The 16491-nt window shown below is 32.6% G+C and carries 15 protein-coding genes; 2 read left to right on the forward strand and 13 right to left on the reverse strand.

The window, feature by feature from the left end; all coding sequences use genetic code 11:
* From rsmB to AC2FB1_RS00205, 3 genes are read right to left on the reverse strand one after another with little or no spacing between them, the layout of a single operon-like run.
* Complete coding sequence (rsmB, locus tag AC2FB1_RS00195; RefSeq protein ID WP_490673272.1) at positions 1-1308, reverse strand: 16S rRNA (cytosine(967)-C(5))-methyltransferase RsmB; 1308 nt, start codon at positions 1306-1308, stop codon at positions 1-3.
* Positions 1305-2237, reverse strand: coding sequence for a methionyl-tRNA formyltransferase (fmt, locus tag AC2FB1_RS00200; RefSeq protein ID WP_490673273.1), 933 nt, complete (start codon positions 2235-2237; stop codon positions 1305-1307). The genes rsmB and fmt overlap by 4 nt, the downstream gene beginning before the upstream one ends.
* The gene (locus tag AC2FB1_RS00205; RefSeq protein ID WP_490673274.1) at positions 2230-2718 is read right to left on the reverse strand and encodes a peptide deformylase; all 489 of its coding nucleotides are present in this window, start codon (positions 2716-2718) and stop codon (positions 2230-2232) included. The genes fmt and AC2FB1_RS00205 overlap by 8 nt, the downstream gene beginning before the upstream one ends.
* A 175-nt stretch (positions 2719-2893) precedes the next feature.
* On the opposite strand from AC2FB1_RS00205, the gene AC2FB1_RS00210 reads away from it, so the two are divergent.
* Complete coding sequence (locus tag AC2FB1_RS00210) at positions 2894-3097, forward strand: TM2 domain-containing protein (RefSeq protein WP_490673275.1); 204 nt, start codon at positions 2894-2896, stop codon at positions 3095-3097.
* A 116-nt stretch (positions 3098-3213) separates the two neighbouring features.
* On the opposite strand, the gene priA is transcribed toward AC2FB1_RS00210, so the two are convergent.
* From priA to gmk, 4 genes are all read right to left on the reverse strand, one after another.
* Positions 3214-5622: a primosomal protein N' gene (gene priA / locus AC2FB1_RS00215; RefSeq protein WP_490673276.1), complete on the reverse strand. Its 2409-nt coding sequence runs from the start codon at positions 5620-5622 to the stop codon at positions 3214-3216.
* Positions 5622-6827 carry a bifunctional phosphopantothenoylcysteine decarboxylase/phosphopantothenate--cysteine ligase CoaBC gene (gene coaBC, locus AC2FB1_RS00220; RefSeq protein WP_490673277.1) on the reverse strand — a complete coding sequence of 402 codons (1206 nt, stop codon included), beginning with the start codon at positions 6825-6827 and terminating at the stop codon, positions 5622-5624. The genes priA and coaBC overlap by 1 nt, the downstream gene beginning before the upstream one ends.
* A 262-nt stretch (positions 6828-7089) precedes the next feature.
* The gene (rpoZ, locus tag AC2FB1_RS00225; RefSeq protein WP_490673278.1) at positions 7090-7296 is read right to left on the reverse strand and encodes a DNA-directed RNA polymerase subunit omega; all 207 of its coding nucleotides are present in this window, start codon (positions 7294-7296) and stop codon (positions 7090-7092) included.
* On the reverse strand, positions 7296-7919 hold the full coding sequence (gmk, locus tag AC2FB1_RS00230) for a guanylate kinase (protein ID WP_490673279.1): 624 nt from the start codon (positions 7917-7919) through the stop codon (positions 7296-7298). Before gmk ends, rpoZ begins: the two co-directional genes overlap by 1 nt.
* Positions 7920-8077: 158 nt before the next feature.
* Here gmk and AC2FB1_RS00235 point away from each other — a divergent pair, with 158 nt between their 5' ends.
* Positions 8078-9781 carry an Rqc2 family fibronectin-binding protein gene (locus AC2FB1_RS00235; RefSeq protein ID WP_490673280.1) on the forward strand — a complete coding sequence of 568 codons (1704 nt, stop codon included), beginning with the start codon at positions 8078-8080 and terminating at the stop codon, positions 9779-9781.
* 60 nt (positions 9782-9841) lie between these two features.
* Here the strand turns inward: AC2FB1_RS00235 and AC2FB1_RS00240 are convergent, their stop codons facing one another.
* The 6 genes from AC2FB1_RS00240 to AC2FB1_RS00265 form a co-directional block, all read right to left on the reverse strand.
* The gene (locus tag AC2FB1_RS00240; protein WP_070719237.1) at positions 9842-10246 is read right to left on the reverse strand and encodes a VOC family protein; all 405 of its coding nucleotides are present in this window, start codon (positions 10244-10246) and stop codon (positions 9842-9844) included.
* Between the two features lie 319 nt (positions 10247-10565).
* Positions 10566-10781, reverse strand: a complete 216-nt coding sequence (locus AC2FB1_RS00245; protein ID WP_490673281.1) for a hypothetical protein — start codon at positions 10779-10781, stop codon at positions 10566-10568.
* A gap of 27 nt (positions 10782-10808) precedes the next feature.
* Positions 10809-11417, reverse strand: coding sequence for an orotate phosphoribosyltransferase (gene pyrE, locus AC2FB1_RS00250; protein ID WP_490673282.1), 609 nt, complete (start codon positions 11415-11417; stop codon positions 10809-10811).
* A 1-nt stretch (position 11418) separates the two neighbouring features.
* On the reverse strand, positions 11419-12111 hold the full coding sequence (gene pyrF, locus AC2FB1_RS00255) for an orotidine-5'-phosphate decarboxylase (RefSeq protein ID WP_490673283.1): 693 nt from the start codon (positions 12109-12111) through the stop codon (positions 11419-11421).
* A gap of 106 nt (positions 12112-12217) precedes the next feature.
* Positions 12218-15391 carry a carbamoyl-phosphate synthase large subunit gene (gene carB / locus AC2FB1_RS00260; RefSeq protein ID WP_490673284.1) on the reverse strand — a complete coding sequence of 1058 codons (3174 nt, stop codon included), beginning with the start codon at positions 15389-15391 and terminating at the stop codon, positions 12218-12220.
* Positions 15384-16490, reverse strand: a complete 1107-nt coding sequence (locus AC2FB1_RS00265) for a carbamoyl phosphate synthase small subunit (protein ID WP_490673285.1) — start codon at positions 16488-16490, stop codon at positions 15384-15386. The genes carB and AC2FB1_RS00265 overlap by 8 nt, the downstream gene beginning before the upstream one ends.
* Between the last annotated feature and the right edge of the window lies 1 nt (position 16491).

The raw sequence follows: 16491 nt of genomic DNA on the forward strand, positions 1-16491 counted from the left end.
TTAACTTTCCTTTCTTTTTATTTTAGTAATGAAAAAGCCATCTGAATTAAAGTCTTGTGGTAAAATTTGTAATGTTTTTACTTTTTCGCCAGTAATAGGATGTGTGATCAATTCAAATTCGAAATCTTTATTTTCTTTTAAAAATGTATAAATTACATTTTCATTTTCCATTTGCTCAATTGTGCAAGTTGAGTAAATAAGTGAACCACCTGGTTTCAAGTGATGTTTAACATTGTCTAATATACTTAATTGTATTTCAACAAGGTTGTTAATACTATCTTTAGATTGTATATATTTAATTTCAGGCTTATGTCTTAATACACCTAAACCACTACAAGGTGCATCTACTAATATTTTGTCATATAGTTCTGAATATGGTTGTGTTGCATCATGATCGAAAGTTGACATGTTCTTTAATTTTAACTTTTTGATATTTTCTTTTATTAAACCAATTTTATGCTTATGAATGTCAGTAGCATCTACATGGCCAGTAGATGATAGTAATTCTGCCATATGACAGGCCTTACCGCCAGGAGCACTACATGCATCTAGTATGTTATCTCCTTTTTGAACATCCATTAGATATCCTACTAACATTGAACTTTTATCTTGAATAGAAATCAATCCATCTTTAAAAGCACGAGATTCAATCACTGGTTTACCTGTAAGATGTAAGCAATATGGTATGAGTTGATCGATATTAACATGATACCCTTCTTGTAAAAGCGCCTTACTTATTGTTTCAACATCCGTACGACTTGTATTCACTCTTACTGTACTTGCAGATTGCACTAGAAACGATTTTGCAATCTTATGTGTCATTTTTATTCCGTAATGTGTAATCCAATGTTCAATAATCCATCTTGGTATACTATACTCAATAACCATACGTTGCTTTTCATTCTTAATTGTGTCCAACGTCGGCAAGTCACTTTTAAATATATGGCGAAGTATAGCATTAACAATGTTACCATTGTGCTGTCCACCACGTCGTTTAGCAATATTAACCGCTTCATTTATAATAGCGTGATTAGGTATTTTATCTAGAAAAACATATTGATATAAACTCATCCACAATAATTGTCGTACCCAACCTTTAATTCTAGTCTTAACAAATGGCTTTAAATAAAAATCTAAAGTCATTTTACGTTTTATTGTTCCGTAGACTAACTCTGTAAATAACGCTTTGTCGACAGTAGCAATATTATATTGATTAATGACTTCGTTAATCTTTAAGTTACTGTAAGCATTATCATTTAAAATGTCTTGAATGGTATGAAATGCAAGTTCTCTAACTGATTGTGTCATACTAATTTAATCCCTACTAATGAATCTTGCATACCACTTAAATATTGAGCAGCAAGCATTCGTTTTTTCCCAGCTAATTGAATATCTGTTAAAGCAATAGCATCTTTAGAGCCAGTTCCTACAATAATTGCAGTTTTAGTGGTTTCTATAATTTCACCGGGTTCTCCGTTTTTTCCATTTTCAATATGAGCCTGATATAGTTTTAAATTTTTATCATCCATTGTTGTATAAGCTACTGGCCATGGTGATAATCCACGAATATGATTGTGTATCTCTTTAGCACTTTTTATCCAATCGATACGTTCATCTTTTCTACTAATATTAGATGCAAACGTTGCTTTTGAATCGTCTTGAGGAATGCTTTCATTTGAACCATCTATAATAGAAGGCAATGTTTCTTTTAATAAATCTGCACCTAAAAAGCTTAATTTATCATGCATTGTTCCTACATTATCATCCTCTTTAATATCAATGGCCTTTTGAGAAATAATATTACCTGCATCTAACTTTTTCACCATATACATTATTGTAATACCCGTTTGTGCTTCACCATCTATAATGGCTTGATGAATAGGCGCTCCACCACGATATTTCGGCAATAATGATGCATGTACATTTATGGCACCTAACTTAGGCTGGTTTAATAGACTTTCAGGTAATAATTGTCCAAATGCTGCCGTTACAATTAAATCGGGTTTTAAATTCATAAGTTCATTTAACTCATTAGAATCTTTTAATTTTTCAGGTTGATACACTGGAATATGGTACGTTTCTGCTACTTTCTTTACAGGAGGAGGCGTTAATACACGCTTACGCCCTACTGGTCTATCGGGTTGAGTGACTACTGCGATGACTTCATGTTCAGCGACTAACATCTCTAGTATTTTTGTTGAAAAATCTGGTGTTCCCATAAAAATTATTTTACTCATTGTCAAAATATGCCTCCACTTCTTTTTCAGTCAATATTTTTGTAGCACGTTCGGTAAATGGAATACCATCTAATTGATCGATGATGTGTAGTATCATTCTAGCTACATCATCATAAGCAGTTAATTCAATCTCGTGACCTTCTAAATCATATGCTTCCACAGTAATCATTTTACTACGTTCTACCTCACCAAATATATTAGGAAGATTTACTGAACCTTCTAAATCAATGATTTTCTCATTAGATTCTGCTTTGATTCTGGGATTAATTAATTGCAAGAGTCCTTCCGCTTCCATGTCAACCATAGCGACACGTTGACTTACACCAATTTGAGGTGCTGATAAAGCTGATGCTTCTTCAGAATATAGTGTGTCTTCAATATCTATTAATAAACGTTTCAAATTTTTATCAAAAGTTGTTATCTTTTTTGCTTTTTTAGATAAAATAGGATGAGTTGATGAAACTAATTTCTTTATTGCCACTTAGAATGCCTCCCGAAAAAATTCATCATATCATTATAACGTAATTCAAATTAAAAAGCGACCTTAGTCTTAATTTTACTCTTCTCGGGTAACTTTATTTGCTTTTAATTTTTTCCATATCTAGAATAATCATGAAGGTAGTTTATATATTAAACAGACTAAGGAGGCGTAAAGAATGGAAGTCAATAAAGTGATTTACATTATTTTAGCTATCTTTTTAGGTGGCTTTGGCGTACACAAATTTTATGCTGGTAAAATAATGTCTGGTCTTCTTCATTTAATATTTTGTTGGACAGGAATTCCTCATATTATTGCAATCATCAGTGCGATTCTGACATTACTAAGACCAGCAGATGAAAACGGAAACGTAACAATGTAACATGGAAGTACAAAAAAAGTTACACCACGCATTTAAGTACAATAATGTGTATTCCAAAGTTGGACTTAAATCTAACTTTAGAATGCACATCAAAGTGCGAGCGGTGTAACTTTTTTTTACATTAATATTTGAGGATTGATATCAATCTTTAACGATAATTTATCTTTAATATATGCTTCATGATAATAATCATCTAAGTACTGTAAAGCATGGATTAGTTCTGGCTCACTTTTATACTTAACCAATATTTGAAAACGATGTTCGTTATTAATTCTAGCAATTGCTGCTGGAGAAGGTCCAAGCACGAGTGCTCTTTGCGAAAGATGTTGCAGTAAAATTTGATGAACATGTTTAGCGGCTTCCATTACTTTTTTCATATTTTTATGTGAAATAGTAAAATTAATTAAAAAATAATAAGGTGGATATTTACCTATTTTTCTAAATTGCATTTCTTTATGATAGAAAGTTAGATAATCATTTTTTTGAACATCTTCTATTGCATAATGAGTTGGATTATATGTTTGAATAATAACTTTACCAGGTTTTTCATGACGACCAGCACGACCTGAAACCTGTGTAAGTAACTGATACGTTCTTTCACTCGCTCTAAAGTCAGGCAAATTTAACATTGTATCGGCATTAAGCACACCAACTAACGTAATATTAGGATAATCCAAACCTTTTGCAATCATTTGTGTCCCTAATAAAATATCACCTTTACCATTTTCAAAATCAGTCAATAGCTTTTCATGAGCACCTTTTCTAGACGTCGTATCAACATCCATACGAATAATCCTTGCCTCTTCAAATTCTTGTTGTAAAATTTCTTCTACTCTTTGTGTTCCTGTTCCAACCTGTCTGATATGCGGGCTTTCACAATTAGGACACAGATTAGAAGGGATTTCTTGGTAACCACAATAATGACATTTTAGTTGATCTGTAGTCTTATGATAAGTTAAAGAAATATCGCAATGTGGACATTGTGGGACATAACCACAATCTCGACATAACATAAATGAAGCATAACCACGTCGATTTAAAAATAAAACAATTTGTTCGTTTTTATTCAATCTATCTTGAATCGCTTGTCTTAAGTCTTCAGAAAACATGGAACGATTACCTGAACTTAGTTCTTCTCGCATATCAATGACATCTATTGAAGGTAATGCTTGTTGATTAACTCTTTCAGGCAAAGTAAGTAATTGATATACATTCTTTTCTGCTCGTGCATAAGATTCGAGACTTGGCGTCGCACTTCCTAATACTAATGGGCACTGATGAAATTGACTTCTCCATTCTGCAATATCTCTTGCATGATAACGAGGATAATCTTCTTGTTTATAAGTTGATTCATGTTCTTCATCAATAATAATAATGCCTAAGTTTTTAAAAGGTGCAAAAATACTTGATCTAGCGCCTACGCTTACACGAGCTCTTCCATCTCTAATTTTTTTCCATTCATCATACCGTTCACCATTTGACAAACCTGAATGTAAGACAGCTACATCATCTCCGAACCGTCGCTTAAAGCGTAAGACCATTTGTGGTGTAAGTGCAATTTCTGGAACAAGCATCATAGCTTGTTTATCATTTTTTAATACCTCTTCAATTGCTTGTAAGTAAACCTCTGTTTTACCTGAACCTGTCACACCATGTAATAAAAATGTCCGTTGTACATCATTATCTATCTTTTCTTTAATTTGTTGAAATGCATCATTCTGAGCAGAAGTTAACAACCGTTTTTCTTCTTTTTCAAAGATACGATTTGCAAAAGGATCTCGTTCAATTTCTGCATCATATTTTTCAAGGAACCCTTTTTTAACGAGTCCATCTATACTTGATTTAGAAAAGCCCATATCTTCAAGTTCTTTTAAAAATACATCTCTATGATGCTCTTCAACAAGATACGCATACACATCATATTGTTTCAATTTCTTTTCTAATAAAGCTAATACATCATCTGGATTGTGCCCTTCAACTATCCGTACTGCACGCTGTGTTTTTCTTTTCGTATGTTGAGATAATATTGTTTCTTCTTCTACTAAATGTTGTTCAAGTAATGCATTTAATATATTTAAATGATTATTTTTTTGCGCATCTTTATACTTATAATATCCGTTGTGATCAAAGTATTTTAATATATCATCTTCAATATCATTATGGTGTACTACTTTAAATACTTTAGTATATTTTGCTTTAATCGCACTTGGAAGCATTGCTTCTAACACAGAAATACGTTTCGATACATGATAATGACTTAACCATTCACTTAATTGAATAAGTTCAGGTGTTAATTCTGGTCGAATATCTTGAATTTCTTTAATTACTTTCAATTTATCTATATTGACATCATCACTGGGTTGTCGTTGGATATCCATAACATATCCTTGAATTGTGCGGGGACCAAACGGTACAACAACTCTTACACCAACTTTTATAAAATCTTTTAAATGGTCAGGTACGAGATAATCGAATTTAAAATCAACACTCTTAGAAGGAATATCTACAATGACCTTCGCAATCATTATTGCCACCTAGTTTCCAGTTCATCTAAAATTTGTTGTGCAAGTTGCACTTTCTTTCCTTTTTTTATATTCATACGTTGTCCATCTTTAAAATGCATAGTGAGTTCATTATCATCAGATTGAAATCCGATGGTCTGATCACCTACATTATTAGAAATAATAACATCAGCGTTTTTACGTTTTAGTTTATCTTGTGCATAAGCATTAATATCTTGTGTTTCAGCTGCAAAACCGACAAGGTATTGATGCGTTTTATGTTCACCTAAATATTTCAAAATGTCTTTTGTTCGTTTAAATGTGACAGAGAGATTGCCATCTTGTTTTTTCATTTTATGATTCAGTACATCGATTGGAGTATAATCTGAGACTGCAGCCGCTTTGATAACAATATCTTGTTCTTCATATCGACTTATTACTGCATTAAACATTTCTTCAGCACTTTCTACATGTATGACTTCTACATTCTCTGGATTATCAAGCTGCGTTGGACCTGCCACAAGCGTCACCATTGCACCTCTTTTAGCTAAAGCTTCTGCCATCGCATACCCCATTTTCCCTGAAGAACGATTAGATACAAATCTTACTGGATCAATCACTTCAATTGTTGGACCTGCAGTAACTAAGGCACGTTTCCCTTCAAAAGTAGTATGCTGTACAGTTGTTTTATCCTTATCATTAAAGTAGTCATTTATTGTTTTAACAATTTGAAGAGGTTCTTCCATACGTCCCTTTGCAATGTATCCACATGCTAAAAACCCATCTCCAGGTTCAATAAAATGATATCCATCGTCTTTTAATACAGAAATATTATGTTGTGTACGTTTATTTTCGTACATATGAACATTCATAGCTGGAGCAATAAATTTAGGTGTTTCTGTAGCAAGTAGTGTTGATGTGACGATATCATCAGCAATGCCTACACTTAATTTGGCAATGGTATTCGCAGTAGCAGGCGCTACAATAATACAATCTGCCCAATCACCTAATGCTATATGCTGAATGTCTTTAGGACTTTCTTCAATAAATGTATTGGTATATACAGGATTTCTACTAATGGCTTGAAAGGCTAAAGGTGTAACAAATTCTTGTGCATGATCATTAAGCACTACTCTTACATCATAATCCGCTTGAGTAAGTTTACTAGTTAGATCGATTGCTTTATAAGCAGCAATGCCTCCTGTAACAGCTAATAGAATGTTCTTCATGATTCGACTCCTTTAGTTATATTTATAGTCTTCACTTTTAAATTTATTATACACAACTAAGTTGAAAAACTAAAAACACGGGAGTAGAACAGATTTTTAATTCACTGTCCTACTCCCGCAAGATAACTGATGCTAAAAACGCTTATATAATGCAATTTTCAACTACATCAGGGATTGCAAAAATGTTTGAAAGTCTGAAATATATCATAAGTTTTATTTCAAACCAACATCTTAATTGATAACGAAATAATTTTATTTATGCTTAAAATCCTTCAGGTACAACAGGAGAAATTTTTCCGCTTGCGATTTCTTCTAATGCTTCACCTACAGGTTTTGCAGAATGATAACCATTTAGTAATGCAGTTTCAGGCTTTTCATCTAATTCACGTGCACGCTTAGCAGCTGTTGTTGCAATTAAATATTTTGAATTAATTTTTGATTGTAATTGATTTAATGGTGGGTTTAACATTATTTTTTTGCCTCCAATAACATTTTTCTATATATCGCTTCAACGCGTTCTCTTTTTAAGTGCTCAGCTTCTACAATTGATTGAATTCTTTCTTTAGCCAAATGAACTTCATCATTAACAACGACATAGTCATATAGATTCATCATTTCGACTTCTTTACGTGCTTCATTTACTCTACTTTGAATTTTTTCATCGGTTTCTGTACCACGGCCAATAAGACGTTCTTTCAAATGATCTAAGCTTGGCGGTGCAAGAAAGATAAATAATGCATCAGGAAATTTTTTTCTTACTTGTTTCGCACCTTCAACTTCAATTTCTAAAAACACATCATGACCTTCAGCCATTGTGTCTTTAACGTATTGTACAGGTGTACCATAGTAATTCCCTACATATTCGGCATATTCAATAAATTGATCTTCTTGAATTAATGCTTCAAATTCTTCTTTCGTTTTAAAAAAGTAATCTACACCATCAATTTCTCCTTCTCGCATTTGACGTGTAGTCATCGAGATTGAGTATTTGTAAGATGTAGTTGGATCGTCAAATATCTCTTTACGAACAGTTCCTTTACCTACTCCTGAAGGACCTGAAAGAACAATTAGTAATCCTTTTTCATTATCCATGCCTTACGACCTCTCTAAGCTATTCTTCTATTATTTAAATATAATATCATATTGTGGTTTCAATTGTATAGAGCGTACTACGATAAACTTAACTCATGACGCTCTATTGTTACCATGTTACAATATAATGAACGACAAAACTGAAGGTGGAAAAAATTATGGCTTATGATGGCTTATTCACAAAGAAGATAATAGAATCACTACAATTTTTAGTAACAGGTAGAATTCATAAAATTAATCAACCTGAAAATGACACAATTATTATGATTATTCGTCAAAATCGTAAAAACCATCATCTATTGCTATCTATTCATCCCAACTTTTCAAGACTGCATCTTACAAATAAAAAGTACGACAATCCCTTTAACCCACCAATGTTTGCACGTGTTTTTCGTAAACATTTAGAAGGAGGTATTGTTAAATCAATACGACAAATAGGAAATGATCGTAGAGTAGAAATTGATATTGAAAGTAAAGATGAAATTGGCGATACGATTTATCGAACAGTCATACTAGAAATTATGGGTAAACATAGTAATTTAATCCTTGTAGATAATCAGTATAAAATTATTGAAGGGTTTAAACACTTGACGCCCAATACAAATCAGTACCGTACAGTGATGCCTGGTTTTAAATATGAAGCACCCCCTACACAAAACAAACGGAATCCATACGATATTTCAAATGATGAGGTACTTAAATTTGTTGACTTTAATGCTGGAAGAATTGCTAAACAATTACTAAACGCTTTTGAAGGCTTTAGTCCTCTAATTACTAATGAAATCACAAATCGCTATCAATTTATGAATCAAGACACTCTTCCCAAAGCTTTTGAGGAAGTAATTACCCAATCATTAGAAGAACCAGTACCAGTATTTCATAAAAATCATGAAACAGGTAAAGAAGATTTCTATTTTATGAAATTAAAACAATTCTCGGATGATGTCGTTATATATGATTCGTTACATGATTTATTAGATCGTTATTATGATGCTAGAGGCGAACGAGAACGTGTAAAACAACGTGCGAATGATTTAGTACGCTTCGTACAACAACAATTACAAAAATATCAACACAAGTTAAGTAAGCTTATAGATGAATACGAAAGTGCTAAAGATAAAGATACGCAACAATTATATGGTGAACTTATTACTGCTAATATTTATCGTATCCAACAAGGTGATGATTCTGTAAACGTTCTAAATTATTATACTAATGAAGAAATAACGATTCCATTAGACCCTACTAAATCACCATCAGTGAATGCTCAATACTACTATAAGCAATATAATCGAATGAAAACACGAGAAAGAGAACTTGATCATCAAATCGCTCTTACACGTGACAATATTGACTATTTTGCCAATATTGAACAGCAATTAGAACATATTACAGTTGATGAAATTGATGATATTCGTGATGAATTAGCTGAACAAGGATTTATGAAGCAACGTAAAAATACTAGAAAGAAAAAGCAAGATAAAATCCATTTACAAACATATATATCTTCAGATGGTGATACTATTTTAGTAGGTAAAAATAACAAGCAAAATGATTATTTAACGAATCGTAAAGCTCAAAAATTACATTTATGGTTCCATACTAAAGATATTCCGGGTTCACACGTTGTCATTTTAAATGAAGCTCCTAGTGAAACTACGATAAAAGAAGCAGCAATGCTTGCGGGATATTTCTCTAAAGCTGGAAATTCTGGTCAGATACCAGTAGACTATACAGAAATCAAAAATGTTCATAAACCTTCTGGTGCTAAACCTGGATTTGTCACATATGATAATCAAAAAACTTTATATGCAACACCCGATTATGATCATATTCAACATATGAAGCAAGATAAAAATTAAAAAAAATAAAAATCCGTAGATGTTTTTTTAGTCATCTACGGATTATATATATCATAGTGTTTATTTTTCTGGTAATGCAAGTTGGAAACTTACTCCAAATTTATCTTGGACCCAAGCAAACTCACGAAATGGTGGCATAGAAGTTTTAGGCATAAGTATAGCGCCTTCTTTTTTTAGACCATTAAATAAATGTTCCATTTCCATAGCATCTTCAACGGTAATATATAAAGAGATGGAAGGATTCATCGGTAATTCTTCACCATTATTAGCATCTATCGCCATGAATACTTGACCATTTAATGTAAAAATAGAATGTTGAACTGTCCCAGGTTCTCCAGGACCTTCTTCTCCGTATTTTACCATTGTTAAAATCTCGCTGTTTTTAAATAAGCTCGTATATAAATTGACTGCTTCTTCAGCCTGATTATTAAACATTAAAAATGGTGTTACTTTAGGTATTTCCATTGTAATCCTCCTATAATTTATAATTAATGTCTATTTTAAACTATTTTTTAAAATAATAAAAAGTTAGCTATTAAGAACTTTGAATTAAAAGTATCTTTAATTTTGAAAACTTTCCATAAACAGTTAAAATTAAATAAAAGTATAATAGGAGGCATTTAATATGATGCATTATATTCTACCACTATTAGCAATGGTCATCGTTTTATTAATCGGATGGGTGTTAATTAAAATCTTTATACGATAAGTTAGCTATAAATTGATATAAAAAGATACATATAAACAAGTTAATTCATTGTTTATATGTATCTTTTCCCTATATTTAGATTTCGTCTTTTTGACGTAAGCGTGCTTTGGCTTTTTTAAAGAAGTCACTTGTATGCTCAAAAGATTCCATATGTGTGTGATGCATTTGTTTAATACTTTCTTTGATGGTTAAAACATGCGTAGTCTGTTTAAACTCTTTTTCACTATATAAAAATTGATTTACATGTTGTAATTGACTATAAAATGCATTACCATCTTTTTCTTTAGACATCTTTATCACCCTTTAATCTATCTCTACTTAGAGATTATCTCGCCAATCCACTAATGTTTGAATATCGTTTTCTGAAATTTTGCCTTCTTCCTTTGCTACTTCAATAAGTTCATTATAATCACTTAGTGTATAGAATGGTAGATTTGCTTGTTTGAACATGTCATCTGCTTTAGCTAGACCATAAGTGAAGATTGCAACTACGCCTACTACTTCCGCCCCTGCTTCTCTTAAAGCTTCCACTGCAGTAATTGATGATCCACCTGTTGAAATTAAATCTTCAACGACAACGACTTTTTTACTTTTACTTTGTGCACCTTCAATCTGATTTTGTTTACCATGACTTTTACTTTTAGATCGTACATAGTTCATTGGTAAGTTTAATTTTTCAGAAATATAAGCAGCATGCGGAATACCAGCAGTTGCTGTTCCTGAAATAACCTCTACATCACCAAAATGTTCAGTAATAAGTTCACTTAATCCATCGCGAATGTCTTGACGTACATTAGGGTACCCTAATGTAATACGATTATCACAATAAATAGGTGATTTAATTCCTGAACTCCATGTAAATAAGTCATTCGGCGATAAACTTACTGCTTCAATATCTAATAAAGATTTTGCTATGTGTTTTGACATATTAACCTAACCAACTTTCTTTTATTTTTGTATAACTCTCTTTTGGATGCTCACTTTGAGTTATTGGACGACCCACTACGATGTGAGTTGAACCTAATTGTTTCGCCTCTTCTGGAGTTGTAATACGTTTTTGATCATTCACAGCTGCACCTTTAGGTCTGATACCAGGCGTTACTTTTAAAAATTCAGAGCCTAGGGACTTTGTCAGTAATTTTGCTTCTAATGGTGAACATACAACGCCATCTAATCCTGACTCTTTCGCTAATTTTGCATAATTCAATACTGCTTCTTCAATAGATGTTTGAATATTTTGTTCTTGATGAAGCATTTCTTCAGTCGTTGATGTTAACTGAGTCACTGCTATTATTTTAGTATTTTCATTGTATTTACGTAATCCTTTTACAGCACGTTTCATCATTTCAGTTCCACCCGCAGCATGCACATTAACTAAATCAACATCCAACTTACCTAAACCTTCCATAGCTTTTTGAACTGTATTTGGAATATCATGTAACTTAAGATCTAAAAATATATCATGTCCACGTTCTTTTATCTTCTTAATCAATGTAGGTCCAGTTTGATAATATAATTCCATTCCTACTTTTACAAAAAGTGGTTCATCAAATTGATCTAAAAAAGCAAGAACATGATCCAGAGAATCAAAATCCAAAGCTATAATTGGTAAATCTCTCATTCATTAAACTCCTTTAAATAACTCACTTATATTTTAATAAAGAAGCGACTTGTGTTTAAACATAAAACAAGTTAAAACATAAGTCGCTTGTAATCATGTCATTTCATTACATATTTCTCATTGAAAATGTCATACTTTCAATTACATTTGTTAATGCACTTGCAGTATCTAATGAAGTTAAACATGGCACTCCATTTTCTACAGTAGTACGTCGAATTTGGAATCCATCTCTCTCAACTTCTTTACCTTTTGTCATTGTGTTAATAACAATTTGTACATCGCCATTTTGAATACGTGTTAATAAATCATCTTCTCCACCGATTTTACCTACAACTTCAACAGGAATATTGTGTTCTTCTAATTTTTGTGCAGTGCCTTGGGTAGCTAAGATTTTGTAACCTACTTCATTTAAACGGTGAGCAATATCAACGATTTCTTTTTTATCTTTATCGCTTACTGTTATTAAGACTGTACCATGATCTTTTATCTCTACACCACTACCTGTTAAACCTTTATATAAAGCCTTTTCAAGTGTCAAATCTTTACCCATCACTTCTCCGGTAGATTTCATTTCAGGTCCAAGAGTAACGTCAACATTTTTTAATTTATTAAAACTAAATACCGGTGCTTTAACAAAAACGCCTTCTGAATATGGTTGGATACCTTGTTGATAACCTAAATCTTTAAGTTTTGTGCCCATAATAGCTTGCATGGCAAGTTGCGCCATTTGAATATCAGTAATTTTACTTAAGAAAGGCACTGTACGACTTGCACGTGGGTTAACTTCTAATACATAAACACCATCATATGCGATAACGAATTGAATATTGATAAGACCCACAATATTTAATCCTTTGGCTAATTTAATTGTATAATCTTCAAGTGTTTTTATTTCTTCATCGCTTAATGTTTGTGGTGGATACACTGCAATTGAGTCACCACTGTGAACACCTGCACGTTCAATGTGCTCCATAATACCAGGAATGATAACTGTTTCACCATCAGAAATTGCATCGACTTCAATTTCTTTACCTGTTAAATATCTATCTACTAATACTGGATGTTCTGGGCTTGCTTTAACAGCTTGTTCCATATAGTCTTCTAATTCTGCATCACTATTTACTATTTCCATGGCGCGACCACCTAATACATAAGAAGGACGTACAACTACTGGATAACCAATTTCACGTGCATTTTCTAATGCTTCTTTTGGAGAAGTCGCTGTTTTACCTTTAGGTTGTGGAACATCAATTTTTCTTAAAAGTGCTTCAAATTCTTTTCTATCTTCTGCACGATTTAAATCTTCTAGTGATGTTCCTAAGATTTTCACCCCATGTTTAGCTAATTTATCAGCTAAATTAATCGCTGTTTGACCACCAAATTGTACAACTACACCTTTAGGTTGTTCTAAATTAATGATATTCATTACATCTTCTTCAGTAAGCGGTTCGAAATATAGTTTGTCTGAAATTGAAAAGTCTGTTGATACTGTTTCTGGATTATTATTAACAATAATCGCTTCATATCCTGCATTTTGAATTGCCCAAACTGCATGCACTGTTGCATAGTCAAATTCTACACCTTGACCAATACGTATTGGTCCAGAACCTAATACTAAAATTTTCTCTTTATCAGTAACTACAGATTCGTTTTCTGTTTCATATGTTCCATAATAATATGGTGTAGATGATTCAAATTCTGCTGCACACGTGTCTACCATTTTATATACAGGTTTAATATCATTATCTTGACGTAATTGATATACTTCTTCTTCTGACATATCAAAGCGATGGGCAATCACTTTATCACTGAAGCCATAATCTTTTGCATATTTAAGATATTCTAAGTCTCCAGGATGCGCTTTAAGTTCATGTTCAATATGAATAATATTAAGAAACTTGTTTAAGAAGAAATAATCAATCTTAGTCATTTCATGAATTTCTTCTAATGATGTACCACGTCGAATCGCTTCACCAATAAAGAATAAACGCTCATCATCTTGATGACTAATACGTTCTTTAATGTAATCTAAGTCATAACTTTCACCGTTTGGTAACCCAAGATGATGCACACCATATTCTAGTGAACGAATCGCTTTTAATAATGATTCTTCATACGTACGACCAATAGCCATTACTTCACCAGTAGCCTTCATTTGTGTACCTAGTTCACGTTCACCTTTTTCGAATTTATCAAATGGGAAGCGTGGAATTTTTGAAATTACATAATCAAGTGTTGGTTCAAAAGCAGCATAAGATGTTCCAGTTATAGGGTTTAACATCTCATCTAATGTTAAACCAACCGCAATTTTAGCCGCTAATTTAGCAATTGGATAACCTGTTGCTTTTGATGCAAGTGCAGATGAACGAGACACACGTGGATTAACTTCAATAATGTAATAATTTAATGAATATGGGTCTAAAGCCAGCTGTACATTACAGCCACCTTCAATACCTAATGCACGAATCACTTTAAGTGATACATCACGTAACATTTGGTATTCAACATCTGATAGTGTTTGACTAGGCGCAACAACAACTGAATCTCCAGTATGGATACCCACTGGATCAATATTTTCCATATTACATACTACAATGGCATTGTCATTTTTATCACGCATAACTTCATATTCAATTTCTTTATATCCTGCTATTGATTTTTCAATTAAACATTGAGTTGCTGGACTATAATGTAATCCATTACTTACAACTTCTTTTAGTTCTTCGTCATTATGGCAGATACCGCCACCAGTACCACCCATTGTAAAGGCAGGACGTACAATTAATGGATAACCTACTTGTTCTTTGAATGCAAATGCCTGTTCTACCGTATTTACTATATCACTTTCAGGCACTGGAACCTCTAAGTCATTCATCAATGTTCTGAATAATTCTCTGTCTTCTGCTTGTTGTATTGATTCTAATTTTGTACCTAATAATTCTACATTATTTGCTTTTAATACACCGCTATCATGTAATTGTATTGCCATATTTAAACCTGTTTGGCCACCTAATGTAGGTAGTAATGCATCAGGTTGTTCTTTACGAATGATACGTGCAATAAAGTCATGAGTTAAAGGTTCAATATACACTTTATCTGCAATTTCTTTATCTGTCATAATGGTTGCAGGATTTGAATTCACTAAAATAACACGATACCCTTCTTCTTTTAAAGCAAGACATGCTTGTGTTCCAGCATAGTCAAATTCTGCAGCTTGTCCAATAATAATAGGACCTGAACCAATTACTAAAATCGTTTTAATATCGTCACGTTTAGGCATTCGTTTTACTCTCCTTTTTATTATCTTTAAAATCTCTCATCATTGCTAAGAACTCATCAAATAAGTAATTTGAGTCACTTGGGCCTGGTCTTGCCTCTGGATGATATTGTACTGAAAATGCTGGTAATGTTTTATGTCTTAATCCTTCAACGGTACCATCATTTAAAGCAATATGTGTCACTTCTAAATCTGTATTTTCTAATGAATCTTTGTCTATAGCATAACCATGGTTTTGGCTTGTAATATCTACTTTGCCTGTGCGTAAATCTTTGACAGGATGATTTGCACCACGATGTCCAAATTTCATCTTAAATGCTTTAGCTCCTTGAGATAATGCAAATAACTGATGACCAAGACAAATTCCAAAGAATGGTATATTTCCTAAAATACCTTTAATCATATCTAAAGCAACATCTACTTCTTCTGGATCTCCAGGTCCATTTGAAAGCATGACACCATCTGGTGACATTGCTAATATTTCCTCGGCTGAAGTATCATAAGGTACTACGGTAACATTACATCCTCTTGAATTAAGCTCTCTAACAATATTTTGCTTTTTACCAAAGTCTAATAACACAACGCTTAAATCTGAGCCTGTTGATACATATGGTGTTTTTGTTGACACAGTCGTCACTTCATCACGAGGTAATTCTGCAGTTTTTAAGTTAGTTGAAAGTGTTTCAATATCCTCTTTATTATCAGTGAATCCTGCTTTTAATACACCATGCTTTCTGATTTTTCTAGTAATACTACGTGTATCTACACCTGAAATACCAGGGATATGATATTGAATAAGCACTTCATGTAATGTTTTTTGCTTTCTAAAATTACTAGGATGCGTACTTGCTTCCTTAACCACTACTCCATTTAATGTAGGCGTAAGTGATTCAAAATCGTCTCTATTAATTCCGTAATTTCCAATTAAAGGATAAGTAAATGTAACGATTTGACCAGTGTATGACGGATCAGAAATCGTTTCTTGATATCCAGTCATAGCTGTATTAAATACAATTTCACCAATTGATAATTGATCTGATCCTAATTTATATCCTTCATAATATGAACCATCTTCTAATACAAGATATCTACGTTCAAACATT

The sequence above is a fragment of the Staphylococcus sp. CoH_129_LAB_1 genome (assembly GCF_058191515.1).